This window comes from Synechococcus sp. HIMB2401 (genome assembly GCF_042883245.1).
Classification (GTDB): domain Bacteria; phylum Cyanobacteriota; class Cyanobacteriia; order PCC-6307; family Cyanobiaceae; genus Parasynechococcus.
Map to the genome: position 1 here is coordinate 120,158 of NZ_JBDJKK010000002.1, position 23,125 is coordinate 143,282.

The 23,125-nt window shown below is 65.2% G+C and carries 26 protein-coding genes and 1 pseudogene; 16 read left to right on the plus strand and 11 right to left on the minus strand.

The features are described from left to right. Positions 1-42: 42 nt before the first annotated feature. Both gcvH and AAXE93_RS05545 read right to left on the minus strand, forming a co-directional pair. Positions 43-432: a glycine cleavage system protein GcvH gene (gene gcvH, locus AAXE93_RS05540; protein WP_115081278.1), complete on the minus strand. Its 390-nt coding sequence runs from the start codon at positions 430-432 to the stop codon at positions 43-45. A 10-nt stretch (positions 433-442) separates the two neighbouring features. Continuing rightward, positions 443-1,735 carry an aminotransferase class I/II-fold pyridoxal phosphate-dependent enzyme gene (locus AAXE93_RS05545; protein WP_390128895.1) on the minus strand — a complete coding sequence of 431 codons (1,293 nt, stop codon included), beginning with the start codon at positions 1,733-1,735 and terminating at the stop codon, positions 443-445. 201 nt (positions 1,736-1,936) lie between these two features. On the opposite strand from AAXE93_RS05545, the gene AAXE93_RS05550 reads away from it, so the two are divergent. The 7 genes from AAXE93_RS05550 to AAXE93_RS05580 all read left to right on the plus strand — a co-directional run bounded on the left by AAXE93_RS05550 (position 1,937) and on the right by AAXE93_RS05580 (position 8,588). Further along, positions 1,937-2,794 carry an acyl-CoA desaturase gene (locus AAXE93_RS05550; protein ID WP_390129750.1) on the plus strand — a complete coding sequence of 286 codons (858 nt, stop codon included), beginning with the start codon at positions 1,937-1,939 and terminating at the stop codon, positions 2,792-2,794. Positions 2,795-2,872: 78 nt separating this feature from the next. After that, positions 2,873-3,331: a 50S ribosomal protein L9 gene (rplI, locus tag AAXE93_RS05555; RefSeq protein ID WP_115081280.1), complete on the plus strand. Its 459-nt coding sequence runs from the start codon at positions 2,873-2,875 to the stop codon at positions 3,329-3,331. A 71-nt stretch (positions 3,332-3,402) separates the two neighbouring features. Next, entirely contained in the window at positions 3,403-4,809 is a 1,407-nt protein-coding gene (gene dnaB / locus AAXE93_RS05560; protein WP_390128898.1) for a replicative DNA helicase, read from the plus strand. A gap of 21 nt (positions 4,810-4,830) precedes the next feature. Next, positions 4,831-6,762 carry a tRNA uridine-5-carboxymethylaminomethyl(34) synthesis enzyme MnmG gene (mnmG, locus tag AAXE93_RS05565; RefSeq protein WP_390128900.1) on the plus strand — a complete coding sequence of 644 codons (1,932 nt, stop codon included), beginning with the start codon at positions 4,831-4,833 and terminating at the stop codon, positions 6,760-6,762. A gap of 24 nt (positions 6,763-6,786) precedes the next feature. Next, a complete protein-coding gene (locus AAXE93_RS05570; protein WP_390128902.1) occupies positions 6,787-7,464 on the plus strand; it encodes a pilus assembly protein PilZ in 678 nt (225 codons plus the stop codon). Beyond that, positions 7,461-8,060: a chorismate lyase gene (locus tag AAXE93_RS05575; protein ID WP_390129752.1), complete on the plus strand. Its 600-nt coding sequence runs from the start codon at positions 7,461-7,463 to the stop codon at positions 8,058-8,060. Before AAXE93_RS05570 ends, AAXE93_RS05575 begins: the two co-directional genes overlap by 4 nt. 90 nt (positions 8,061-8,150) lie before the next feature. Further along, entirely contained in the window at positions 8,151-8,588 is a 438-nt protein-coding gene (locus tag AAXE93_RS05580) for a hypothetical protein (protein WP_390128905.1), read from the plus strand. Here AAXE93_RS05580 and AAXE93_RS05585 read toward each other — a convergent pair. Further along, entirely contained in the window at positions 8,585-9,121 is a 537-nt protein-coding gene (locus tag AAXE93_RS05585) for a hypothetical protein (RefSeq protein ID WP_114987732.1), read from the minus strand. The two genes, AAXE93_RS05580 and AAXE93_RS05585, sit on opposite strands and share 4 nt — an antisense overlap. Before the next feature lie 105 nt (positions 9,122-9,226). Then, positions 9,227-9,769, minus strand: a complete 543-nt coding sequence (locus AAXE93_RS05590) for a SprT family zinc-dependent metalloprotease (RefSeq protein WP_115009846.1) — start codon at positions 9,767-9,769, stop codon at positions 9,227-9,229. 79 nt (positions 9,770-9,848) lie between these two features. On the opposite strand from AAXE93_RS05590, the gene AAXE93_RS05595 reads away from it, so the two are divergent. Genes AAXE93_RS05595 through AAXE93_RS05605 form a run of 3 tightly spaced genes read left to right on the plus strand, consistent with a single transcriptional unit; the run spans position 9,849 to position 12,485 of the window. Next, entirely contained in the window at positions 9,849-10,268 is a 420-nt protein-coding gene (locus AAXE93_RS05595) for a hypothetical protein (RefSeq protein WP_114987734.1), read from the plus strand. Continuing rightward, complete coding sequence (gene ligA / locus AAXE93_RS05600) at positions 10,261-12,303, plus strand: NAD-dependent DNA ligase LigA (RefSeq protein ID WP_390128909.1); 2,043 nt, start codon at positions 10,261-10,263, stop codon at positions 12,301-12,303. Before AAXE93_RS05595 ends, ligA begins: the two co-directional genes overlap by 8 nt. Continuing rightward, positions 12,300-12,485, plus strand: coding sequence for a hypothetical protein (locus AAXE93_RS05605; RefSeq protein ID WP_390128911.1), 186 nt, complete (start codon positions 12,300-12,302; stop codon positions 12,483-12,485). Before ligA ends, AAXE93_RS05605 begins: the two co-directional genes overlap by 4 nt. Here AAXE93_RS05605 and AAXE93_RS05610 read toward each other — a convergent pair. From AAXE93_RS05610 to AAXE93_RS05630, 5 genes are read right to left on the minus strand one after another with little or no spacing between them, the layout of a single operon-like run. Continuing rightward, positions 12,461-13,084 (minus strand): TVP38/TMEM64 family protein, encoded by a 624-nt coding sequence (locus AAXE93_RS05610; RefSeq protein WP_390128913.1) that lies wholly within the window; start codon positions 13,082-13,084, stop codon positions 12,461-12,463. The genes AAXE93_RS05605 and AAXE93_RS05610 overlap by 25 nt on opposite strands. A gap of 34 nt (positions 13,085-13,118) precedes the next feature. Then, entirely contained in the window at positions 13,119-13,907 is a 789-nt protein-coding gene (locus AAXE93_RS05615; RefSeq protein ID WP_390128915.1) for an ABC transporter permease, read from the minus strand. After that, a complete protein-coding gene (locus tag AAXE93_RS05620; RefSeq protein WP_115131335.1) occupies positions 13,907-14,704 on the minus strand; it encodes an ABC-2 family transporter protein in 798 nt (265 codons plus the stop codon). The genes AAXE93_RS05615 and AAXE93_RS05620 overlap by 1 nt, the downstream gene beginning before the upstream one ends. Beyond that, positions 14,704-15,678, minus strand: coding sequence for an ATP-binding cassette domain-containing protein (locus AAXE93_RS05625; protein WP_390128917.1), 975 nt, complete (start codon positions 15,676-15,678; stop codon positions 14,704-14,706). Before AAXE93_RS05625 ends, AAXE93_RS05620 begins: the two co-directional genes overlap by 1 nt. Positions 15,679-15,682: 4 nt before the next feature. Beyond that, complete coding sequence (locus AAXE93_RS05630) at positions 15,683-18,427, minus strand: valine--tRNA ligase (RefSeq protein WP_390128919.1); 2,745 nt, start codon at positions 18,425-18,427, stop codon at positions 15,683-15,685. A gap of 103 nt (positions 18,428-18,530) precedes the next feature. Between AAXE93_RS05630 and AAXE93_RS05635 the strand changes: the two are divergent. Beyond that, positions 18,531-19,365: pseudogene (locus tag AAXE93_RS05635) on the plus strand (mechanosensitive ion channel family protein); the annotation flags it as partial. Here the strand turns inward: AAXE93_RS05635 and AAXE93_RS05640 are convergent. Both AAXE93_RS05640 and AAXE93_RS05645 read right to left on the minus strand, forming a co-directional pair. Further along, the gene (locus tag AAXE93_RS05640) at positions 19,345-19,968 is read right to left on the minus strand and encodes a 2OG-Fe(II) oxygenase (RefSeq protein WP_390128922.1); all 624 of its coding nucleotides are present in this window, start codon (positions 19,966-19,968) and stop codon (positions 19,345-19,347) included. The pseudogene AAXE93_RS05635 and the gene AAXE93_RS05640 overlap by 21 nt on opposite strands. Further along, positions 19,965-20,414 (minus strand): protein phosphatase, encoded by a 450-nt coding sequence (locus AAXE93_RS05645; protein WP_390128925.1) that lies wholly within the window; start codon positions 20,412-20,414, stop codon positions 19,965-19,967. Before AAXE93_RS05645 ends, AAXE93_RS05640 begins: the two co-directional genes overlap by 4 nt. A gap of 54 nt (positions 20,415-20,468) precedes the next feature. On the opposite strand from AAXE93_RS05645, the gene AAXE93_RS05650 reads away from it, so the two are divergent. The 5 genes from AAXE93_RS05650 to AAXE93_RS05670 are packed head-to-tail and all read left to right on the plus strand — an operon-like array spanning position 20,469 to position 23,125. Continuing rightward, positions 20,469-20,726: a hypothetical protein gene (locus AAXE93_RS05650; protein WP_006852028.1), complete on the plus strand. Its 258-nt coding sequence runs from the start codon at positions 20,469-20,471 to the stop codon at positions 20,724-20,726. A 20-nt stretch (positions 20,727-20,746) separates the two neighbouring features. Next, complete coding sequence (locus AAXE93_RS05655; RefSeq protein WP_390128927.1) at positions 20,747-21,655, plus strand: oxidoreductase; 909 nt, start codon at positions 20,747-20,749, stop codon at positions 21,653-21,655. 50 nt (positions 21,656-21,705) lie between these two features. Further along, on the plus strand, positions 21,706-22,116 hold the full coding sequence (locus AAXE93_RS05660; RefSeq protein ID WP_114987764.1) for a transcriptional repressor: 411 nt from the start codon (positions 21,706-21,708) through the stop codon (positions 22,114-22,116). Continuing rightward, a complete protein-coding gene (locus tag AAXE93_RS05665; RefSeq protein WP_390128930.1) occupies positions 22,113-22,850 on the plus strand; it encodes an MBL fold metallo-hydrolase in 738 nt (245 codons plus the stop codon). Before AAXE93_RS05660 ends, AAXE93_RS05665 begins: the two co-directional genes overlap by 4 nt. Before the next feature lie 38 nt (positions 22,851-22,888). Next, positions 22,889-23,125 (plus strand): high light inducible protein, encoded by a 237-nt coding sequence (locus AAXE93_RS05670; protein WP_390128932.1) that lies wholly within the window; start codon positions 22,889-22,891, stop codon positions 23,123-23,125.

The window sequence follows — 23,125 nt, forward strand, 5'->3', positions numbered from 1 at the left end:
AGCCTTGATGTCAGCCAGCCTTGATGTCAGGCAGCCTTGATGTCAGCCGGCGTTGACCTTGGCGCCGTAGGCCTCGGCGGTCATCAGGCTGTCGAGCTCGGAGGGGTCCGACGGACGCAGCACCAGGAGCCAGCCCTCACCGTGGGGGTCGTTCTGCAGTTCCTCCGGACTGGCCAGCACCGCTTCATTGCGTTGCACCACCTCACCGGCAATCGGTGCGTACATGTCTTCCACGGCCTTCACCGACTCCACCGAGCCAAAGCTGGTGCCCTTCGCCAGGCTGGCGCCTACATCCGGAAGATCCACAAAAACAATGTCGCCCAGCTGATCAACGGCGAAGGCACTGATGCCCACCCGCACCAGCTCGCCATCGGCATTGGCGTACTCGTGGCTGTCGGCGAAGCGAAAAGAGTCGGGGAACGCGAACGCCATCGAGGCAGTTTCAGGTGGTCCCAGTCTGCGGGAGATTGATCAGTCCTGCCGCATTGAGGTCACACAACGCACGGGAGAGGGCCAGGCGGATGTGTGCGCGATGGGTGCCGCCCTGCACATAAAGGTTGAACGGTTCCCGCAGCGGCGCATCGGCCGAAAATTCACTGGTGGAACCGTCGATGAAGGTCCCCCCGGCCATCACCAGATCCGAGGCATAGCCCGGCATCGAGGCCGGAACTGGATCGAGGTAGGCCCCGATCGGCGACATCGCCTGGAAGGCACGGCACACCACCTTGAGGGCATCGGGACTGCCCAGCCGCACCGCCTGAATCAAATCGCTGCGCACGGCCCCGGGCGCTGGATTGACGGGGAAGCCCAGCCGCTCAAACACCCCCGCTACCAGATCGGCACCAATCAAGGCCTCCGACACCATCTGCGGTGCCAGGAACAGCCCCTGGAGCACCAGCCGCTGCAGATCAAATCCCGTGCCGCCCTCACTGCCGATGCCCGGCGCCGTGAGCCGGCAACAGGCCTGCTCCACCAGATCGGCCCGTCCAGCGATGTAGCCGCCGGTGGGGGCGATGGTGCCACCGAGGTTCTTGATCAACGATCCAGCGATCAGATCCGCCCCAACCGCCGTCGGTTCCTGCGCCTGCACCAACTCGCCGTAACAGTTGTCGACAAAGACAACGCAGTCGGGCTGGCGGGCATGGATGCGCTCACACAGCCCTGCGATCTGCTCAACCGTGACCGACGGACGCCAGCTGTAGCCGCAGCTGCGCTGGATCAGCACCATCCGGCAGGGCTGCTCCAAGGCCTGGTTCAAGGCCGCCTCATCCACCGCCCCCTCGGGCTGCAGATCGATTGCGTCGTAGGCAACCCCGAATTCCGCCAGGGAACCCTGGCCCTTGCCGCGCAGACCGATCACCTCCTCAAGGGTGTCGTAGGGACGACCCGTGATCGAAAGCAGACGATCCCCGGGCCGCAGCACGCCGAACAGTGCAGCGGCGATGGCATGGGTGCCGCTGACGAATTGCAGGCGCACCGCGGCGGCTTCGGCCCCCAGCACCCGGGCAAAGACCCGATCCACCACCTCACGGCCCTGATCCCCGTGGCCGTAACCGGTAAGCGACGCAAAGTGCTGGGTACCAACGCGCTCCGCCGCCAGGGCCTCCAACACGCGCTGCAGGCGTTGCTCCACCGCCGCCGTCCTCGCTGCAGCCAAGTCGGCCTGCTCCCGCGCCACCGCGTTGATCAGGTCCTCTGCAAACGCACTGATCACCACTTGCCTGACGGATGTCATGCCTTCCTAAACCCTGGCCAACGCCAGAATTCACAACGCGGGGAGCCGCTGCGATGCGGCAACTCCTTTAGATTTCTGTCACTAACGGCACCATCCGCTCCCTGGTTTTCCTGTCTGAGCGGCTTTGTCAATCCAAGGAGAATCCGCTTGGTTTCCTCGCAAACAGCTGACACCCGCGAGCTTCGGCAGCGGGCCGCGGTGATGGCACCGCGTGACCGACTGCCCGCGCGTCAGCGCAAATTCAAGATGGGAACCACCAGCTTCATGCTGGTGATGCACGTGCTCGCCACCGTGGCGCTGCTGCCGCGCTTCTGGAGCTGGCAGGGCGTTGTCGCCTTTGGCGTTCTCTATTGGATGACGGTGCTGGGCGTCACCCTGGGCCTGCACCGTCTGGTGGCGCACCGCAGCCTGGTGGTGCCGGTGTGGGTTGAGCGCATCCTGGTGCTGATGGGCACCCTGGCCTGCCAGAGCGGCCCGATCGAATGGGTGGGTCTGCACCGCCATCACCACCGTTTTTCGGATCAGCCCACGGATCACCACGACGCTGGCCGTGGCCTGTGGTGGGCCCACAGCGAATGGATGTTGCACGACATCCCGGCCCTGAAGGAACTCGACCGCTACGCCGGAGATCTGCAGTGTGACCCCTTCTACCGCTGGCTCGACCGCTGGTTCCTGCTGCTGCAGATCCCCCTGGGCCTTGGGCTCTACTGGTTCGGTGAATCCGCCCAGGTGCACGGCGGTGGCCTTGGCCTGGTGCTCTGGGCCATTCCTCTGCGCCTCGTGGTCGTGTACCACGTGACTTGGCTGGTGAACTCCGCCACCCACGCCTTCGGCTACCGCAATTTCGATTGCCCCGACCTCTCCCGCAACTGCTGGTGGGTGGCACTGCTCTCCTTCGGTGAGGGTTGGCACAACAACCACCACGCCCATCCGGCCAGTGCACGCCACGGTTTGCGCTGGTTCGAGTTCGATCTCACCTGGCAGCACGTGCGCTTGCTCAAGCGCCTCGGACTGGCCAGCCGGATCCGCACGGCCCGCTACGTCCCCGGAGCCTCCTGAGGCTCAAAGCAACCTTCAACAACCGGCCACGTCGTAACGTGGTCGATCGCACCCGTCTCCATCCTTCATACCGGTCCCATGCCTAAGCGTGTACAAGTCGTTCTGAATGAGGACGTCCTCAGCCTCGGCAAGGACGGAGACCTGGTGGAAGTGGCTCCTGGTTACGCCCGCAACTTCCTGCTGCCCTTCGGCAAAGCTGTGCCCCTCACCCCTGCGGTGATGAAGCAGGTGGAGCACCGCCGGGCCAAGGAAGCTGAGCGTCAGGCCGCTCTGAAGCAAGAAGCCATCGACTTCAAGACCGCCCTCTCCACCATTGGTCGCTTCACCGTGAAGAAGCAGACCGGTGAAGACAACGTGCTGTTCGGCACCGTCACCAACGGTGACGTGGCAGAAGCCATCGAAACCGCCACCAAGAAGGAGATCGACCGCCGCGACATCGTGGTGCCTGAGATCCACCGCACCGGCAAATACACCGTGACGGTGAAGCTGCACAGCGAAGTCACCGCTGAGATCAACCTGGAAGTGGTCGGCTACTGATCGCTGTCAATTGACACTCAAACGGCTCGTTCGAGCCAGAGTGTGATTCCTTCACTTCACGCCCTGCCGCCATGGTGAGCGTCCCCCTGCCAGAGAACAACGATGGGGGACGCCGTGGTTTTGGCAAGGGCCGCCGCGACGACGAGCCCAATTTCGAGGCTCTGCCTGATTCGCTTCCGCCCCAGAACCTGGAGGCGGAGGAAGCGGTGCTGGGCGGCATCCTGCTCGATCCCGATGCGATCGGGCGCGTGGCCGATGTGCTGCAGCCGGAAGCGTTTTATCTGAACGCCCACCGGGAGATCTTCCGCACCGCCCTGATGCTGCACGGCCAGGGCAAGCCGACGGATCTCACCGCCATGAGCGCCTGGCTGGCCGACACCGGCGCGCTCGAGAAGGTGGGGGGCAACAACCGACTGGTGGAGCTGGTGGAGCGGGTGCCGTCCACCGCCTCAATCGAGCAGGTGGCCCGGCTGGTGATGGACAAGTTCCTGCGCCGCCAGCTGATCCGCTCCGGCAATGAAGTGATCCAGCTGGGCTTTGATCAGAGCCTGCCGATGGAGCAGGTGCTGGACCAGGCGGAGCAGAAGATCTTTGCCATCAGCCAGGAAAAACCCTCCAAGGGACTCACCCCCACCGCCGAAATCCTCACCCAGACTTTTGAGGAGATCGAAAGCCGCTCGCTGGGCACCTCGGTGGCCGGCATCCCAGTGAATTTCTACGACCTGGATGCGATGACCCAGGGCCTGCAGCGCAGCGACCTGATCATCGTGGCGGGCCGGCCGGCCATGGGCAAAACCTCGATCGTGCTGAACCTGGCCAAGAACGTGGCCCAGCTGCACGACCTGCCGGTGTGCCTGTTCTCCCTGGAGATGAGCAAAGAGCAGCTCACCTACCGCCTGCTCTCGATGGAGGTGGGCATCGAAGCGGGCCGGCTGCGCACCGGCCGCCTGCAACAGGAGGAATGGCCGCTGCTGGGCCAGGGCATCAACAGCCTGGGGCAACTGCCGATCTTCATCGATGACAAACCCAACTCCGGCGTGCTGGAGATGCGCTCGCTCTGCCGGCGGCTGATGGCCGAACAGGGCAAGGAGCTGGGGCTGGTGATGATCGACTACCTGCAGCTGATGGAAGGCTCAGGCTCCGACAACCGGGTGCAGGAGCTCTCGCGCATCACCCGGGGCCTAAAGCAGATGGCCCGGGAACTGAACGTGCCGGTGATTGCCCTCTCCCAGCTGAGCCGGGGTGTGGAGGCACGCACCAACAAGCGACCGATGCTGAGCGACCTGCGGGAATCGGGCTCAATCGAGCAGGACGCCGATCTGGTGCTGATGATCTACCGCGACGAGTACTACAACCCGGAAACCCCCGACCGCGGCATCACCGAAGTGATCGTGACCAAGCACCGCAACGGTCCGGTGGGCACGGTGAAACTGCTGTTCGAACCGCAGTACACCCGCTTCCGCAACCTGGCGGCCTGAGCCAACTCAGATAATGGAGGCATGAGCTTCAGCGCCGCCCCCACCGAATCCTTCGACGTGATCGTGGTCGGTGGTGGCCATGCCGGTTGTGAAGCGGCGATCACCGCTGCCCGGCTGGGCCTGAACACCGCTCTGTTCAGCCTCAATCTCGATCGCATCGCTTGGCAGCCCTGCAATCCGGCCGTCGGCGGCCCGGCCAAAAGCCAGCTCGTCCATGAAGTGGATGCCCTCGGTGGCGTGATCGGGCGCCTGGCCGATGCCACCGCCATCCAGAAGCGGATCCTCAACGCCAGCCGCGGCCCGGCGGTGTGGGCCCTGCGCGCCCAAACCGACAAGCGCCTCTATTCACGCCAGATGCTGCAGCTGCTGCAGCACACCCCCAACCTCGCCCTGCGAGAAGCAATGGTGACCGGCCTGGAAACCACCGGTGAAGGCGACCAGCAACGCATCAGCGGCATCCGCACCTATTTCGGCAGCGTCTATGGCGCTGACGCGGTGATCCTCACCGCTGGCACCTTCCTGGGGGGCCGCATCTGGGTGGGGCATCAATCAATGGCCGCCGGCCGCGCTGGTGAACAGGCCGCTGAAGGGCTCACCGAAGCGCTGCAGCAACTCGGCTTCCAGACCGACCGGCTCAAAACCGGCACCCCCGCCCGCGTGGACCGGCGCAGCATCGCCCTCGATCAACTGGAGGAGCAGCCCAGCGATGCGGCCGATCGCTTTTTCTCATTTGACCCGGCCGCCTGGGTGAGCGGTGAGCAGATGAGCTGCCACATCACCCGCACCACTGCCGAAACCCATCAGCTGATCCGCGACAACCTGCACCTCACCGCCATCTACGGGGGCGTGATCGACAGCAAAGGCCCGCGTTACTGCCCCTCGATCGAAGACAAGATCGTTCGCTTCGCGGACAAGCCCAGCCACCAGATCTTCCTCGAGCCGGAGGGGCGCGACACCCCGGAGATCTATGTGCAGGGCTTCTCCACCGGCCTGCCGGAACCGATCCAGCTGCAACTGCTGCGCAGCCTGCCGGGCCTGGGGCAAGCCGTGATGCTGCGGCCGGCCTACTCGGTGGATTACGACTACCTGCCCGCCACCCAGCTCAAGCCTTCCCTGGAAACCAAGCGGGTGCGCGGCCTGTTCAGCGCCGGCCAGCTCAATGGCACCACGGGCTATGAGGAAGCCGCGGCCCAGGGCCTGGTGGCTGGCGTCAACGCCGCCCGACTGATCGGCGGCCAGGAGCCGGTGCACTTCCCCCGGGAGGGCAGCTACATCGGCACGATGATCGACGATCTGGTGAGCAAGGACCTGCGCGAGCCCTACCGGGTGCTCACCAGCCGCAGCGAATACCGCCTGATCCTGCGGGGCGACAACGCCGACCGCCGCCTCACACCGTTGGGCCGTGAGCTGGGCCTGATCGACGACCGGCGCTGGCAGCTGTTCGAAGACAAACTCCAGGCGATGGAGGGCGAAAAGCATCGGCTGGAAACCGTGCGGCTCAAGGTGAGCGATCCGGTGGCCCCAGCGGTGGAAGAGGAAACCGGTGCAGCGATCAAAGGCTCGATCACCCTGGCCGACCTGCTGCGCCGGCCAGGCATGCACGCCGCCGATCTGGTGCGCCATGGCCTGGCTGATGCCGATCTGCCCCTGCCCGTGCGCGAGGGCGCCGAGATCGACATCAAATACAGCGGCTACCTGCAACGGCAGCAGCAGCAGATCGATCAGGTGAAACGCCAAAGCCAGCGCAAGCTGCCGGCCGATCTCAACTACGCCGGCATCGGCACCCTCTCGAATGAAGCACGCGAAAAGCTCACGGCGATTCAACCCAGCACCCTGGGGCAGGCCAGCCGCATCCCTGGCGTCAGCAAAGCGGACATCACCGCCCTGCTGATGTGGCTGGAACTGCAGCAAAGGGAACGCCAACCCCTCGCCCCCACCGCAGAAGCTCGATAGCGTTGGACTCCTGAAATCTCTGCCTTGCCAGCCAGGGTTCCCACCTCACGTGCCTATTGGAACCTGCGGGCTGAGCAGGTGATGGACAACGTGTTCGACCGCGAGACGGTCACCGCCCCAAGCCAGCCGCACCTGGTGCCGATGGATATGGATGTGCACGAACCAACAACCAAACCAAGCGAACCCAGCGAACGCCGCTCCCCCTCCACCTGGCTGCTGCCGCTGATCAGTGGCATCGCCGTTGCCGGAGTGATCTGCAGCGCCTGGCTGGTGAGCAGCCTGCAACGCTCCCGCCTGGAGCTGGAACGGAAGCAAAACGCCGCCCTGATCGAGCAGCTGCGCGAGCAAATGGCGGCCCGAGAAAGCCAGGCAGAAGAGACAGCAACGTCCGAGGAGGCCTCCCTTGCCATCCAAAGCCTCGAACCGCTGACCATGCCGATCCAACAACCCTTGACGGTTGAGCCGCTGGGCAGCGATCAGGCATTGGCGCCGATGGGACCGATCCCGCAACTCACCGGTGTGGTGAAGGGCCCCGGTGACAGCAGTTCCGCCATTTTTCAGCTGGGGCAGGGATCGGTGTCCGCCGGCATCGGTGAAGCGATCGGCAGCAGCGGCTGGGTGCTCAGCGAGGTCACCGACAGCGGTGCCGTGATCAGCCGCAACGGCCAACGCCAAACCCTCTCGGTGGGAGGACTGTTCTGAACCCCACCCCCCGTCTTCATCCATCACCGCACCAGCTCTGGCAAGCCCCCACCGATGCGGTGCTCTCAGCGGAGGGGCCGCGTCAACTGCCCGGCCCCTGGCGGCTGATGCTGCTGGGCGATGGCAGCCCCACCCGCCACCTCCGCCTGCTCACCGGTTCGCCCGTTGCCGTGGATCTCATCGCCATGGAGGCCGACCAGACCGACCACCCCGGGGCACCGAAAGAGGTGAAGGAATTGATGGCACCACTGCTGCGCCGCCAGGTGTGGCTCACCTGCGGCGGCACCCCGCTGGCCTGGGCCGAAAGCTGGTGGAACCAGGCCGAAGCGGATTGGCACCTACGAGACCGCAACCAGCCGATCTGGAAAAGCCTCACCGAAGGGCGTTCCGAGCTGTTCCGTGAGGTGGATGGCTTGGCACTGGTGGAGGGGGACTGGCTCGACCAGACCTTTGGCCATCGCGGCCCCTACTGGAGCCGCCATTACCGCTTCTTCCGCCAGGGCAAAGCCCTCACCGTGATTCGCGAAGTGTTCAGCCCGCAACTCGAAACCTGGCTCGGACCCACGCTGCGCCAGGAGTTTCAACAAAATTCATGAACAAACCTGCGGGTTTGTTGGGATTTGCTCTTGACAACTTGCCATTCGTTGTGCTCACAGGAAGATGTGGCCAATTCGGTGCACCGTGTCATGGCTGCCACCACCTCCTGGCTCAGCCTCACCGACCTCGGTCGGATCTACGGCATTTCGGCGATTCACTGCGGCAAGACCCTCGAACATCAAGGCTGGCGTGACAGGCGGGGACGCCCCACCCAAAGCGCCCTCGACGCCAATGCCGCCATGCAGACCGGCCCCCATGGCCAGGGACGCACCGTGTTCTGGAACCGCACGGTCTGCAGCCAGCTGCTGGAACAGAAGGGCTATGAGCCGATGAGCCGCAGCCTGCAAGTGGAGCAGTGGACCCAACTGTTGGAAGCGCTGCAGGTGGGATCCCCATCGATCACCGCCACAGCGGACCAGATGGCGGAAGAGATGCCCGGCGAACTACTCGAGGATGTGAACCACCAGCTCGCTGCACGGGGCTGCCGCTACCGGGTCAGCCCACGCTCATTGCACGCGAGGCATTAGTCGATCCGGCGGCGGCTGGAGCGGGGCAAGGCCCGGCGGGAGCCCGCTGGATTGGGCGCGGCTTCGGGTTCCGGACGAGCTGCCGGCTGGGCAGAGCGCGACCAGCGCTGCACTCGGAAACTGTCGTCCTCCGGCCACTCGCCCTGGTCTGCTGCGTTGAACTCCTGAGCCACAGGTGGCGTTGATGGGGGCGCTGGAGCCTGCGCTGCTGCTCCCCGACGGCTCCGGCGGGAGATCGCCTCAAGGGGGCGACGGGCGGAACGCATCGAACGTGCAGGCTCTGGCCGACCACGGCCAGCCTCTTGCCAGGGCTCCTGCCAGTCATCGTCCTCTTCCAGCAGCCACTCAACCTTTTCGCCGACCCAGCGGCCCACCGAATCGAGATCCAAACCGGAGCGCCGCCCTCCAGGCCGTTGTCCTGGTCGCCGACCGGACACCCCATCCACGAGCTGACGGCCGGTTTCCAAGAACTGGTCGAGACGGCGATCCCGCTGATCACGGAACCGGTCCAACCGATCGAAACGCTCCTCCATCCCCTGACGTTACCGACGGCGGCGGCGCAACCACTGTTCCCGCTGCAATCCCAGCAACACAATCACCACACCGCCGCACTCCAGGGTGAGCCAGAACACCTCCATCTAACCCTCCGCCTCCACGTAGCTGAGCACGCAGCTGGCATCCCAGCGGCCATGGAAATGCTCGACGCAACAGGCCCGGCAAGCGGCATTGCGTGTGCGCCTTCGGCAGGGGGTGCGGCGGCCGCAACGGGGACAGACCGCCAGCCAGCGGGGCGGTCGGGGCGGCACCGGATAGCTGTGGCGGATGCTCACCTGAAACCGGCTCTGGGCCGCATTGATGGCGGCCATCCGGGCCCGGAACAGCGGCCCGTGGCTTTCGCGGCGACGCTGCACCAGATCAACCCAGGCGTGGATCATCTCGTGGCAGAGCGTGCTTTCCGTGGCGATCTGCGGCAAGGGCTCAAGCACCGGCCGCGACAGCACGATCTCGCTGCCGCGGCCCTCACCCACACCGGGGCCACGGCGGTAGAACCCCGCCGTGCGGCTCATCCGGCCATCGCTCCAGCGCACCGCCGTCAGCGGCTGGCCCCCATCCACCAAAGCACCGCCGAAATGCTCCCGGTTAAGGCGGTGAAACAGCGGCAGCAGGGGCTGCAAAGGCACAGAACGGGGGGGGAGGAGATCCGAATCAGCGCCATCCTGCCGTGGTCAGTCAGACTCGGCCCTGCTTTGACAGCTGGTGATGGAACTGGGACTGGTGCGGGAGATCGGCAGCAAAGCTCTGCTGGCCGGGGGTCTCACCCTGCTGGGGTACTGGATCTACAACGCCGTGAAGCTGGTGCTCGACGCCCGCGGCATCAATCCGCTGATCAAGCAGTTCTTTACCCAGGTGGCTGCCGGCCGCATCGATGCCGCCTACCTGCTCACCACCAAGGCCTACCGCCAGCACGTGAGCCGCCAGCAGTTCATCCGCTTCCTGGCGGGCCTGAAGCTGAACAAGTTCCGCAATCTCAAGTCCGGCCGCCCCCGCGTGCAGGAAGGCAACTTGATCCTCACCGTGAAGCTGAAGTCCGAAGGCGACGAAGAGCTCCCCCTCGACTTCACCTTCACCAAGGTGGACGACAACTGGCGCATTGCCCGCATCAACCAGGTCAATGGCTGATCCGCACGAGCGGGCCGCGGAACTGCGGCAGCTGCTCAACCGTGCCGGCCACGCCTATTACGTTCTTGATGCTCCGGTGATGGAGGACGCGGTCTACGACCGCCTCTATCGCGAGTTGCTCGAGCTGGAACAGAACCATCCGGACCTGCAACGGTCCGACAGCCCCACCCAGCGGGTGGGCGGAGCTCCGGCGGAGGGGTTCACCAGCGTTGAGCACCGCGTGGGCATGCTCAGCCTCGACAACGCCTTCAACCGCGACGACCTGCAGGCCTGGCACGAGCGGCTGCTGAAGGTGCTGGACCGTCCCAAAGACACCCGCCTGCCCCTGGTGGGGGAACTAAAAATTGACGGCAACGCCCTGGCCCTGAGCTACCGCAATGGGGTGCTGGAGCGGGCCGCCACCCGGGGCGATGGCAGCCGCGGTGAAGAGATCACCGCCAACGTGCGCACGATCAGTTCCATTCCGCTGCGGCTGCAGATCGAGAACCCACCGGAATGGGTGGAAGTGCGAGGAGAAGCCTTCATCCCTGATGCCACCTTCGCGGCGATCAATGCCGAACGGGAGCAACGGGGTGAAGCGCTGTTCGCCAATCCCCGCAACGCCTGCGCCGGAACCCTGCGCCAACTGGATCCGAAGGTGGTGGCCGCCCGCCGGCTCGACTTTTTCGCCTACACCCTGCACCTGCCGGGTGACGCCCAACCCCCCGGCCAATGGAAGGCTCTGGAGTGGATGAACAGGGCCGGTTTCCGCGTGAACCCGAACCGGGAGCGCTGCGAAGACCTGGCCGCCATCCAGCGCTTCTGCGACCACTGGGAGCAGGGGCGTCATGACCTCGCCTATGCCACCGACGGCGTGGTGGTGAAGCTGGACGACCTTCAGCTGCAGGACGAAGCCGGCTTCACCCAGAAGGCCCCGCGCTGGGCCATCGCCCTCAAATACCCCGCCGAAGAAGCCCCCACCCGTCTGATCCGCGTTAGTGCTCAGGTGGGCCGCACCGGGGCCATCACCCCCGTGGCTGAATTCGAAGCGGTCGCCCTGGCCGGCACGAGCGTCAGCCGCGCCACCCTCCACAACGCCGATCGGATCGCAGAACTGGATCTGCACCTGGGCGACACCATCGTGGTGCGCAAAGCCGGGGAGATCATTCCCGAAGTGGTGCGGGTGCTGCCGGAGCTCAGGCCCAGCGACGCCACCCCGGTGCAACTGCCGCAGCACTGCCCCGAATGTGGCTCCAACTTGGTGCGGGAGGGCGATGAAGCCGCCACCCGCTGCGTGAACAGCAGCTGCCCAGCGATCCTGCGGGGTGGGCTGCGGCACTGGGTGAGCAAGGGCGCCCTGGATGTGGATGGGCTCGGCAGCAAGTTGATCGAACAGCTGGTGGACCGCGGCCTGTTGGGCTCGCTGGCGGATCTCTACCGCCTGGATGCGGCCCTGCTCGCCAGCCTGGATCGGATGGGCGACAAGTCGGCCACCAAGCTGGTGGAGGCCCTAGAGGCCTCCAAACAGCAGCCGTGGCACCGTCAGCTTTATGGCCTCGGCATCCGCCACATCGGCGAGGTCAACGCCAAAGCGCTCGCAGCCGCTTTCTCCAGCATCGACAGCCTTGCGGCAGCAGCGCTGGAGGCCCCGGAGCAGATCGCCGAACTGCATGGCATCGGCCCGGAAATCAGCGACAGCCTGGGCCAATGGCTGCGCACCCCCGCCAACCAACAACTGCTGCAGGACTTGCGCAGCATTGGGCTCTCACTGGAGGCGAGTGCCTCCGAACAGCAGGCCGCCAGCCAAGCCGGGGCTGACGCCGACGGCGTGCTGCAGGGCAAGACCATGGTGCTCACGGGCACGCTCCCCAACCTCAGCCGCAGCGAGGCCAAAGCGCTGATCGAAGCGGCCGGCGGCAAAGTGAGCGGCAGCGTCAGCAAGAAGACCGACTACCTGGTGGCGGGCGAAGCCGCTGGCAGCAAACTGACCAAAGCCGAGAGCCTCGGGGTGACGGTGCTCAGCGAAGCCGACCTCACCGCCCTGCTGCAGCAATGAGCCCATCCCCCCCTGCCCTGCACCGCTGGATCAAGACCGACTGCGGACGGGCCAAGTTGGCTGAGCTGCAGCAGAACACCGGCCCAGCCAACCGCGCACGCCTGGCTTGGTTCATCCTGATCGCTGCCCTGCGGGACTGGCGTCTGCCCAATCCCGATCAGAGCGACGTCTCCACATCCTGAAGCGACCGCCGAGCCGCTCGGCTCACCAGCCAGACCACGGCCAAGGTGGCGAGCACCCCCACCACCCGCAGCGCCCAGGTGCCCGCATCGGCCTCACCCCCCAGCACCTCACCGAACCGGGCCACATCACCGGCCAAGGCACCCAAGCCGCAGAACAGCACCGTGCCGGGGAGGATGCCGATCAAGCCGATGCTGTAATCCCGCAGGCTCACCTCACTGAGGCCGTAGGCCAGGTTGAGCAGCGAGAAGGGAAAGGCGGGCGAGAGGCGCGTCAGCAACACCAACTTCAGGCCCTCCTTGCTCACGGCCCGCTCCACCGCCTGCAACTTGGGGAGCTGCTCCAACCGGCGGCGGGCCCAGTCGCGCAGCACCGAACGCCCCAGCAGAAACACCACTACCGCCCCGAGACAGGCCCCAACAAACACCAGGCCACTGCCAAGCCAGGTGCCGTAGAGCACCCCGGCCAGCATCGACGCCCAAACCCCCGGCAGCAGCAGCGTCACCCAGAGGGCATAGAGCGGCATGAACAGCAGCGCCCCAGCGGGGGAGCGCAGCAGCTCCAACACATCCGGCAGCCAGTGCTGAACCAAGGAGATCAAGCGGAATCACCCACGCATGGCGTGGAGCATTGCACTAACTCGATGCTGAGGTGTAAAAGCGCAGGGCAAAGAGCCAGAAGGCCCGCGCCGCCGCAAAGAACAGCACCGCCAGAGCCAAGCCCGCCAGCAGCATCGGTGCGGCGGCCTCACCCAGCAGCACCTGGGCGGGAACTGTGGTGAGGAAGGCCACCGGCAGCACCAGGGTGAACAACAGGCGCAGGGCAGGCGGATAGGCGTTGAGGGGATAACGGCCGGAGGCCAGCAGAGCCCTGAGCACCTCAGTGGCATTCCAGGTTTTGACGAACCAGATACTGGTGGCGGCGATCAGAAACCAGAGCGAATACAGGATCAAGCCACCGGCCAGCAGCATCACCAGCACGGTGAAGAGAGAAGACAGACTGAACACCACATCGGCCTGATGGCTGCCCCAGGCCAGAAGCCCAAGCCCCAAGCCGATCTCCGGCAGCCCCGCCGGCGAAAGCGTGCGCAGCGACAACCAGAACTGGCTGTCGATCGGTTTGAGCAGCACGAAATCCAGGGTGCCCTCGCGCACATGGGTGACGATCGCCCCAAGGTTCGGGCGCAACCACGTGGTGGCCATGCCATCGAACACCGTGTAAAGCCCCTGCACCATCAAGGCCTGGGCCCAGCTCCAGCCCCCCAACGTCTGATCGGGGCTATAGAACAGCGAGAGCAGGAACAGGCTGCCGCTGAGGCTCATCGCCACCGCCAGTAGCTCGATCAGCACGTTGGCCTGATACTCCAGCTGCACGGCCACGGCCGTGCCCCAGAAGCGACGCAGGGTTCGCCAATAGCGTCCCATCAGGCCCCCATGGCGCTGTAGCGCCGCACGCCGGCCCGCCAGAGCAGCAGCACCAGCGGCAATAGCAGAGCGATCCAGGCCAGTTGCGCCCCAAAGCCCGCCAACAGATCCACCGGTTGGCCCGCCAGCACCCGGGCCGGGAAGTCGATCAAATACGGGAAGGGCGTCCACTGGGCTAGGGCCCGCACCGCCGGCGGAAAGGCCGTGAGCGGTGCCAGCAGACCGGACAGGAACAGGAAGGGAATGAACTGGAGCCGCTCCAGGGCACTGGCCTTCTCACTCCAGAAGCAGAGGGCCGCAATCAGGCTCTGGAACAGAAAAGCGATGGCGAAGGCCATCCAGGTGGCCAGCCAGGCCAGTAGGAAGCCCCCCAACGACGGCAACCAGAAGGCCTGGGGCCGCACCGCAAAAAACACCGCTGCGATCAGGGCCGCGAAGGGCAGACGGGTGAGCTGCTCGCCGAGGTGAGCCGCCACATAACGCCAGAGCGGATGCAGCGGCTGCAGCAGGTAAGGAGAGAGCCGGCCCAGCAGGGCGTCTTCCTCGAAGGCATAGACCACCCACACCACCGAGAACTGACGCACCAGAAAGGCGCTGAGGAAATAGCGATCCAGGGCCACACCATCCAGCCCCAGCCCTGAGCGCGCGTCGCTGCCGCTCCAGACGCTGAGCATGATGAACGGCAGCACCCCGGACAAGGCCCAGAGGGCGATCTCGGCGCGGTACTCGAGCATGTGGGCGTACTGGGAGCCCAGCAGCACCCGGATGATCCGCCGGTTCAGCCCGAAGATCCGCATCAGACACGCCCCTGCCGGAACAACCCACCGATCAGCTCTTCGATCGGTGGATCGGTCACATCCAGATCACGCACGGGGAAGCGATCCAGCATTTGCGCCACCACGGCGGTGAGCTGATCGCGGGGCACCAGCAGCCGCACATCACAGCCCTCCAGCTGCTCCAGACGTCCCAACCCCGCCAAGGCATCGGCCGAAACGGGCGACTCCAACTCGAGCCTCACCTCCCGCTCCGGTGCCAATTGATCAGCCAGCGCTTCCAGAGGGCCGTCGTGGAACAAGCGCCCCTGGTGGATCAACAGCACCCGGGGACAGAGGGCCGTGATGTCAGCCATGTAGTGGCTGGTGAGCAGCACCGTTGCCCCCGTGCGGCGGTTGTACTCGGCCAGAAACTGCCGCACCCGGGCCTGGGCATTCACATCCAGCCCCAGGGTCGGTTCATCGAGGAACAACACCTCCGGCTCGTGCAGCAGCGCCGCCAACAGTTCGGCCTTCATCCGCTGGCCCAGGGAAAGCTTGCGCACCGGCCGGGTGAGTTCCTCCCCCAGCTCCAGCAGATCGGCAAGTTCGCTGATCCTCCTCCGGGCCACAGCATCGGGAATGCCGTAGACCGCCGCATTCACCCGCAGTGAATCCATCGGCGGCAGGTCCCAGAGCAGCTGCTGCTTCTGCCCCATCACCAGGGTGATCCGGCGCAGGAACTCCGCCTGACGGCGCTGGGGCCGGTGCCCCGCCACCTGCACCTCGCCGGCGCTGGGGTGGATCAAGCCGCAGAGCATCTTCAAGGTGGTGGTTTTGCCGGCACCGTTGGCACCGAGAAAGCCCACCATCTCCCCAGGCTCAATCCGGAAGGAAACGTCCTGCACCGCGGTGACGTCCCGGGTGCGGCGGCGGATGAAATGGCGCAGGGTGCCGGCCAAGCCGGGCTGCTTCTCGGCAACCCGGTAAACCTTACTCAGCCCCTCAACCTGAATCACCGACTCAGCTCAGATCCGCCAGGCGCTTGCGCGCCAGATCGGCCTGGGCCTGCTTCTCATCGAGGTTGGCCTGGCATTCCGCCACCACCTCCGGCGGGGCCTTGTCGGCGAAGTTGGGGTTGCCCAGTCGGCCCGCCAGGCCCTTGATCTCCTTCTCCGCCTTGGCGATGTCTTTCTCCAGGCGCCCTTTCAGCGCATCGAGATCGACCAGGCCTTCGATCGGCAGCAGCACCTGCAGCTCTCCACTCACCCCCGCCAGGGCCTTGGCCACCGGAGCCGCATCGGCCTCTGCCGGCGCCATCACCGCCACCGACTCCGCCCGCGTCAAGGCTGTGATGTCGGCCGTGCCCTGAGTGAGCACAGCCGCCAGCTCGCCGCGGCCGGTGACGAAGCGAACCGGCACCGATTGCGAGGGCTTGAGACCCGCCACCGCGCGCAGGTTGCGCACCATACGGATGGCACCGATCAGCTCAGCGAACGAGGCTTCAAGGTCATCGTTGAGGGCTGCTTCGTCCACAACCGGCCAGGGCTGCAGAGCCAGGAAGGTGGTCTCCGGCTCGCCGGTGACGCTGTGCCAGAGCTCCTCGGTGAGGTGGGGCATCAGCGGATGCAGCATCAGATGCATCTGGCTGATCACCTTGGCCAGCACCTGCTTGGCCACCTGCTGATCGGCGAGGGCCTCAGTCGAGGGGTTCTCACCGGGGTTGAGCCGGCGCTTGCTCAGCTCCAGATACCAATCGCAGACGTCGTTCCAGGCGAACTCGTAAAGCCCCTTGGCGGCTTCACCCAGGCCATAGCTGCTGTAGCGCTCGGCCGTCTCCCGGTTCACCCGGGCCAGGCGGGAGAGGATCCAGCGATCGGCCAGCTGCAGGGCCGCGGGGTCGGGCTCACCGAGTTGGGCCGGTGTTTCGCCGCCCAGGTTCATCAGGGCGAAGCGGGTGGCGTTCCAGAGCTTGTTGGCGAAGTTGCGCGAGGCCTCCACCGTGGCGGAGGTGTCCTTCTTGCGGTCATAGTCCAGACGGATGTCCTGACCGGCACCGGCCACCTCCCGCACCAGTGCGAAACGCAGGGCATCGGTGCCGTAACGGTCGATCAGCAGCAGCGGATCGATGCCGTTGCCGGCGCTCTTGCTCATCTTGCGGTTCTGCTCATCCCGCACCAGGCCATGGATGTAGACGTCCTGGAAGGGCATCTCACCGGTGAAGGCGCCGGCCATCATCGTCATCCGGGCCACCCAGAAAAAGATGATGTCGAAGCCCGTCACCAGGGTGCTGGTGGGGTACCAGCGCTGCAGGTCGGCGCTGTCTGCATCGGGCCAACCCAGGGTGGAGAAGGGCCAGAGGCCACTGGAGAACCAGGTATCGAGCACATCTTCGTCCTGCTCGATCTCCGCCGCCGCGCCGTACTCCGCCTTGGCCTTGTCCAGGGCTTCGGCTTCGTTGCGGGCCACCACGTAGGGCGTGGTGTCGGTGTACTTGCCGCTGGTCTCGCTGATCACGAACCAGGCGGGGATGCGATGGCCCCACCAGAGCTGGCGGCTGATGCACCAGTCGCGGATGTCGGTGAGCCAGTCGCGATACACCTTCTCCCAGCGCTCGGGGATGAAGCGGGGGTCCTGCTTCTCGAGGGCCTCACGACAGCGAGCCGCCAGGGGTTCGGTTTTGACAAACCACTGGGTGGAGAGCAGCGGCTCCACCGGCACCTTGCCGCGATCGGAGTAGGGAACGCTGTGGCGGTAGTCCTCCACCTTCACCAGCAGCCCCAGCTCCTCCAGGCCAGCCACCACAGCCTTGCGGGCCTCGAAGCGATCCAGCCCCTCGAACTGGCCGGCCTCCTTGTTCATGGTGCCGTTCTTGCGCATCACCGTGATCTGGGGCAGACCGTGGCGCTGGCCGATGGCGAAATCATTGGGGTCGTGGGCCGGCGTCACCTTGACGCAGCCGGTGCCGAACTCCTTCTCCACGTGGTCGTCGGCCACGATCGGAATCTCCCGTCCCACGAACGGCAGGGTGAGGGTCTGGCCCACCAGGTGGGCGTAGCGCTCATCGGTGGGGTTCACCGCCACCGCCGTGTCGCCCAGCATCGTTTCGGGCCGGGTGGTGGCCACCTCCAGGTGGCCGTCGCCGCTGCTGAGCGGATAGCGGAAATGCCAGAGGCTGCCGTCCACCTCCTTCATCTCCACTTCCAGATCGCTCACCGCCGAACCGGAGGCGGGGCACCAGTTCACCAGGTACTCACCGCGGTAAATCAGCCCCTGCTCGTGCAGCCGCACGAAGGCCTCCTTCACCGCCTCACTCAGGCCCTCATCAAGAGTGAAGCGCTGGCGCTTCCAATCCACGGAATACCCCAACCGCCGCAGCTGGCCCACGATGCGGCCACCACTTTCGGCCTTCCACTGCCAGGCCCGCTCCAGAAACGCCTCACGGCCGAGATCGTGGCGGGTCTTGCCCTCCTCTTTGAGCTGCTTCTCGAGGATCGTTTGCACCGCGATTGAGGCGTGATCGGTGCCGGGCAAGCAAAGAACGTTCTTTCCCGCCAGGCGCTGGTAGCGCACGATCGTGTCGATCAGGGCCGTGTTGAAGGCATGGCCCATGTGCAGGCTGCCGGTGACGTTCGGCGGCGGGATCACCACCGAGAACGGTTCACCGGGGGCCTTCGGGTCGGGATGGAACGCTCCCTGGTCCTCCCAGGCCTGCTGCCAGCGGGCCTCCGTGCCAGCCGGGTCGTAGGTCTTGGCCAGTTCGGGCACGGAAAGCTCAGCGGTTCAGCCGGCCATGCTCGCAAAGCCCTGCCCGCCATGGCCAACGTCCCTAGAATCGACCTATCGAAGCGATGGCATGGCCGCGATCGGGATCCAGCATCTGGCCCATCTGATCGTGCCGGCGGCGCTCCTTATCAGCGCCAGCGTGTTGACCCTGGCTGGCATCACAGCGAGCTTTCTGCAGTACCTGGCGCTGCTCTGGGTGCTGTAGCGCTGCGTGGAACCCACCAAGCAGCTGATCCACCAACGCTTCCCCAAAGTGCCCGTGGAAGAGATCGATAAATCGTTTTTCCGGCCTGTGCTGCTGGTGATGTCGATCCTCACCTTTGTCCAGATGCTGGGCAGCCGGGAATCGTTGTCGCTGATTTCCCTTGGTGACGTGTTCGGGGGCCTCTCGGTGGGCATCGGCTTCGGCATCAAGGAGATCATCTCCAACTTCAAACAGCAGCCTCTGGCTGCTGTTTGAAGGATCGGTGCGCCCCGGTGAAATCCTGATGATCAACGGCGACCCCTGCACCGTGCGCAAGCTGGGACTGCGGGCCACCCAGTTGCGCCGCGGCCGCGATGGAGCGGAACTGCTGATTCCGAACCAGAACTTCTTCACCCAGGAAGCGGAGTCGTACACCGCGGAGGAAACCTCACGCCGCGACGCGGTGGATTTCGCCGATTCATCGATCAACTACAAGCTGCTCTTCTGGGTGCGCAATCCCCTGGAAGCCTTCGCTGTGGGCAGCGATTTGCGGCAAGCCATCTGGACGGCGTTCGACAAGAACGGCATCGGCATTCCCTTCCCGCAGCGGCAGGTGTATCCAATGGAATGGCCCCCCTCCAAGGAGGAAACCCACCGGCTCGGAAGCCCCAGCAATCAGCTCCAGGCCGAAGCAGACAGCGATCGTGCCAACGACTCAGCTGGCAAGACGCCGTAGGTAGTCCTGCTGGCGTCCGGCGTTGATCCAACCGGTGGCGATCAACTTGTTGGCGCTCTCATTCACCCGTCCGCGGTGAATGTGGGACGGACCAGCCGGAAAGATCACCAACTTGCCCCGCTCCGCCGGTTCGTGGTGGTCCTGCCAGTGGAACTCGGTGCCAGCCTCATCCACGTCGTTGCAATAGAGAATCCAGGCCAGCACCCGGTGCACCGGTTCGGTGGCCTCATCGCTGATGGTCCAATCGCAGTGCCATCGCTTGAACCCTTCCCCCGGGGCGTAGTGCTGGAGGTTGAAGATCGGATTCACAAACAGGCTCTGCTGCGGGCAGCACTGCCGGAACAACGGCCGCTCCTGCAGATAGCGCTCCAAGCCGGCCGTCACCCCGCGAAGGATCAGTTGCGAGAGGGCAAAGGATTCGGGTTCCGAGCGATCAATCGCCACCAGGCTGATGTCGGTGCTCTGTTTCGCCGGTTCCCCCTCACCCTCGGGCCCGAAGGCCACGCCAGGCCGCTGTAAGTCCACCCGGCGCTCGAAGAACTCACGCACCGCATCGGCCACCGAGGCGTAACCGGGATTGCTGTAGCGCCCGATCAGGTTCATGCCGCGGCCTCCAAGCGAGGAATCGCCACCACAGCATCGAGCTGCTGCCAGCGCGACCGGTCAGCCACATGGCCCTGCAACTGCACCTGTTCGATCACCGTCGCAGCGCGCTCAAGATCCAGGGGAACACCCGGGCCCATCGGCAGCACCAGCACCTGCTGCTCAGCCGGATCGGCCATCACCTGAAGATCGAGGGCCTCCAGCTCCCGCTCAAAGAACACCCGCCGCATCCGGGTGGTGAGGCTTGGCCCAAGCGCCTCGACGAACCGGGCCATGCCGGCTTCATCCCCGGAGCTGCCGCAATTCAGCGACAACCAGATCAGCAGCTTCACCCAACTTTCCGCCGTCCACAGGGGTTGGAAGCTTTCCCGGTGCTGCCGCACCAGCTCAGCGATTGAAAAATCAAACAGTGTGGCCTGCAGGCCAGTGGCATCAGCGGAATCCATGCTCTTCATCCTCTCCTGCGAAAGGTCAGACTGGGGCGACTGGCTATTCGCACCATGGCCCTGGACCTGAACGATCCCGAACTCGAGTTCTCCGATCTGGTCTACGCCTACCAGAGCTGGGTGATGGCGGTGATCAATGACGAAAAGCTGGACAGCGATGACAAGCTGCTCACCGACGACATCGCCGAGGACGCCCTCAACTCAATGCGCTTCCTGCCGGGTGAGGTGACCAACGCCATCGAAACCAGCCTGGCCCGCGTCTACGACGTGGACGCCGACGAACTGGCCGAGCTGCTCTTCCCTGAGGACTGAGCCCAGGCTCAGATGACGCGATGGGTTGGTCCGCGACTGACATCCCGAACCAGCAGGGCCGTATCGCCCTGATCACTGGAGCCAACAGCGGCCTGGGCCTGGAAACAGCGCGCGCCTTGAAACGCTGCGGGGCCACCGTGGTGTTGGCGTGCCGCAGCCCCCGCAAAGCCGAGAGGGCCAAGCAGGAGTTGCTGCAGGAGCGCGATGGGGGAGCGGTGGATCTGGTGGACCTGAATCTGGCGGACCTGACCAGCGTGCAACAGGCGGTGGCCACCGTCGGGGAGCGCTACGGCTGCCTTGATCTGCTGATCAACAACGCTGGCGTGATGGCACCGCCGCGCCGCACTACCGCCCAGGGGCATGAATTGCAGTTCGGGGTGAATCACCTGGGGCACATGGCCCTGACCCAGGCCCTGCTGCCGCTGCTGCAGAACCGGCCCGATCCCCGCGTGGTAACGGTGACCTCAGGAGCGCAGTACTTCGGCAAGATCCGCTGGGACGATCCCAGCTGGAGCAAGAGCTACGACCGCTATGGGGCCTATGGCCAAAGCAAACTCGCCAACGTGATGTTTGCCCTTGAGCTGGATGCACGCCTGCGCGAGCAGGGCAGCCCCATCCGCTCCCTGGCTGCCCATCCCGGCATCGCGCGCACAGACCTGCAACCCACCGCAATCGCCAGCGTCGGCAACCGTTTCGAGGCTCTGGTCTACCGGCTGATGGATCCCTTGTTCCAAAGCGCCGGCATGGGTGCCCTGCCCCAACTGCATGCCGCCACCGCGGCGACGGCACAGGGTGGCGAGCACTACGGCCCTGAACAGTTCGGTGGATTGCGGGGTGCACCGGCGCTCTGCCGTGTGGCGCCCGCAGCGAGCCAACCCGCCGAACGGCAGCGGCTCTGGAGCTTGAGCGAGCAGCTGATCAGTGGCTGAATCCAACGCTGTGATGTTGAGTGGCCGCTGGTTGGTCGCCCTTTGAAACCATGGCCACTCGCCGCCCTGCCACCCAGATCAATGCCCGCCAGAAGGTCTTGCTGGCGAACCTGCAGGCCTGTGGTGATGAGATGAGCGGTCAGCAGCTACACCGCAGCCTGGAGCCCGAACAGGCCATGGGCCTCGCCACGGTGTACCGGAATCTGCGCCAGCTGCAGCAACGGGGCCTGGTGCGCTGCCGCCACCTGCCCAATGGCGAGGCGCTCTATGCGCCGCTGGAGCGGGATCGCCACCACCTCACCTGCGTCGATTGCGGCAAGACCCAGGCGCTCGACCACTGCCCGATTCACGACCTGGAGGTGCCCGAAGACGGTCGCAAAGGCTTCGATCTCCTGTTTCACACGCTTGAATTCTTTGGTCTCTGCAGCGACTGCCGCGAGCGGCAGCAAAGCCCGTCATGACCCTGGCCGCCACGTACTACGGAGCCAATGGCTGGTTGCTCGAATTCGATGATCTCCGCGTCCTGGTGGATCCCTGGTTGCGCGGCAGCCTGAGCTTCCCCCCCGGGGAATGGTTGCTCAAAGGGGAACTGCCCTGCGAGCGCAAGGCGCCCGAGAAGCTGAACCTGCTGTTGCTCACCCAGGGGCTCGCGGACCACGCCCATCCGGAAACCCTGGCGCTTCTCCCCAAGGACCTGACTGTCATTGGATCGGTAGCTGCAGCACGGGTGGTGGAAAGCCTGGGCTTCACCAGCGTGAAAACCCTCTCCCCCGGAGAGAGCACTAACCACCAGGGCCTGCAGGTGCGCGCCAGCGCCGGTGCACCGGTGCCGATGGTGGAAAACGGTTATCTGCTGGAGCATCCGGCCGGATCGCTCTATCTCGAACCCCACGGCTTTCTCGATCCAGCCCTGGAGCCACAGCTCCTGGATGCCGTGATCACGCCGATGGTGGATCTGGGGCTGCCGGCGCTTGGAGCGTTCGTTAAAGGCTGCTCCGTGGTGCCGCAACTGGTGGAACGCTTCCAACCCACCACGGTGCTCGCCAGCACCTCCGGCGGTGACGTGCGCTTTGGCGGCGCATTGAGTCGGGCCCTGCAAATGAAAGGATCCGTGGCCAGCACTGGTGCCCAGCTGCCAGCCAGCAGCTCCTGGACCGATCCAACACCAGGGGAACGACTGCTGCTGAAAAACTGATTTTTCGGATTAAGCTTTGTAACAACAGCTTGAGTTCGATGAAATCCGCGCAAGCCAGCGATTCCTGGTTCCAAGGCGTCGCTGCCCGCGACATCCACATGGAGCAGCTCAAAAAGGCCGAACGCTTCAACGGCCGTGCCGCCATGGTCGGCATCGTGATCGGAATCATTACCGAGGGTCTCACCGGTGCCGGCATCGTTCACCAGATCGGGCTGGGCCCCCTGGTGGATGGCTATGCCGCCTGCCGCACCCAATTCCTTCCCTTCTGCTTCTGA

Coding starts and splice junctions, on each gene's coding strand:
- gcvH (WP_115081278.1), bottom strand. CDS start 432: ATGGCGTTCGCGTTCCCCGACTCTTTTCGCTTCGCCGACAGCCACGAG.
- AAXE93_RS05545 (WP_390128895.1), bottom strand. CDS start 1,735: ATGACATCCGTCAGGCAAGTGGTGATCAGTGCGTTTGCAGAGGACCTG.
- AAXE93_RS05550 (WP_390129750.1), top strand. CDS start 1,937: ATGGCACCGCGTGACCGACTGCCCGCGCGTCAGCGCAAATTCAAGATG.
- rplI (WP_115081280.1), top strand. CDS start 2,873: ATGCCTAAGCGTGTACAAGTCGTTCTGAATGAGGACGTCCTCAGCCTC.
- dnaB (WP_390128898.1), top strand. CDS start 3,403: ATGGTGAGCGTCCCCCTGCCAGAGAACAACGATGGGGGACGCCGTGGT.
- mnmG (WP_390128900.1), top strand. CDS start 4,831: ATGAGCTTCAGCGCCGCCCCCACCGAATCCTTCGACGTGATCGTGGTC.
- AAXE93_RS05580 (WP_390128905.1), top strand. CDS start 8,151: ATGGCTGCCACCACCTCCTGGCTCAGCCTCACCGACCTCGGTCGGATC.
- AAXE93_RS05585 (WP_114987732.1), bottom strand. CDS start 9,121: ATGGAGGAGCGTTTCGATCGGTTGGACCGGTTCCGTGATCAGCGGGAT.
- AAXE93_RS05595 (WP_114987734.1), top strand. CDS start 9,849: ATGGAACTGGGACTGGTGCGGGAGATCGGCAGCAAAGCTCTGCTGGCC.
- ligA (WP_390128909.1), top strand. CDS start 10,261: ATGGCTGATCCGCACGAGCGGGCCGCGGAACTGCGGCAGCTGCTCAAC.
- AAXE93_RS05605 (WP_390128911.1), top strand. CDS start 12,300: ATGAGCCCATCCCCCCCTGCCCTGCACCGCTGGATCAAGACCGACTGC.
- AAXE93_RS05615 (WP_390128915.1), bottom strand. CDS start 13,907: ATGGGACGCTATTGGCGAACCCTGCGTCGCTTCTGGGGCACGGCCGTG.
- AAXE93_RS05620 (WP_115131335.1), bottom strand. CDS start 14,704: ATGCGGATCTTCGGGCTGAACCGGCGGATCATCCGGGTGCTGCTGGGC.
- AAXE93_RS05640 (WP_390128922.1), bottom strand. CDS start 19,968: ATGAACCTGATCGGGCGCTACAGCAATCCCGGTTACGCCTCGGTGGCC.
- AAXE93_RS05645 (WP_390128925.1), bottom strand. CDS start 20,414: ATGGATTCCGCTGATGCCACTGGCCTGCAGGCCACACTGTTTGATTTT.
- AAXE93_RS05650 (WP_006852028.1), top strand. CDS start 20,469: ATGGCCCTGGACCTGAACGATCCCGAACTCGAGTTCTCCGATCTGGTC.
- AAXE93_RS05655 (WP_390128927.1), top strand. CDS start 20,747: ATGGGTTGGTCCGCGACTGACATCCCGAACCAGCAGGGCCGTATCGCC.
- AAXE93_RS05660 (WP_114987764.1), top strand. CDS start 21,706: ATGGCCACTCGCCGCCCTGCCACCCAGATCAATGCCCGCCAGAAGGTC.
- AAXE93_RS05665 (WP_390128930.1), top strand. CDS start 22,113: ATGACCCTGGCCGCCACGTACTACGGAGCCAATGGCTGGTTGCTCGAA.
- AAXE93_RS05670 (WP_390128932.1), top strand. CDS start 22,889: ATGAAATCCGCGCAAGCCAGCGATTCCTGGTTCCAAGGCGTCGCTGCC.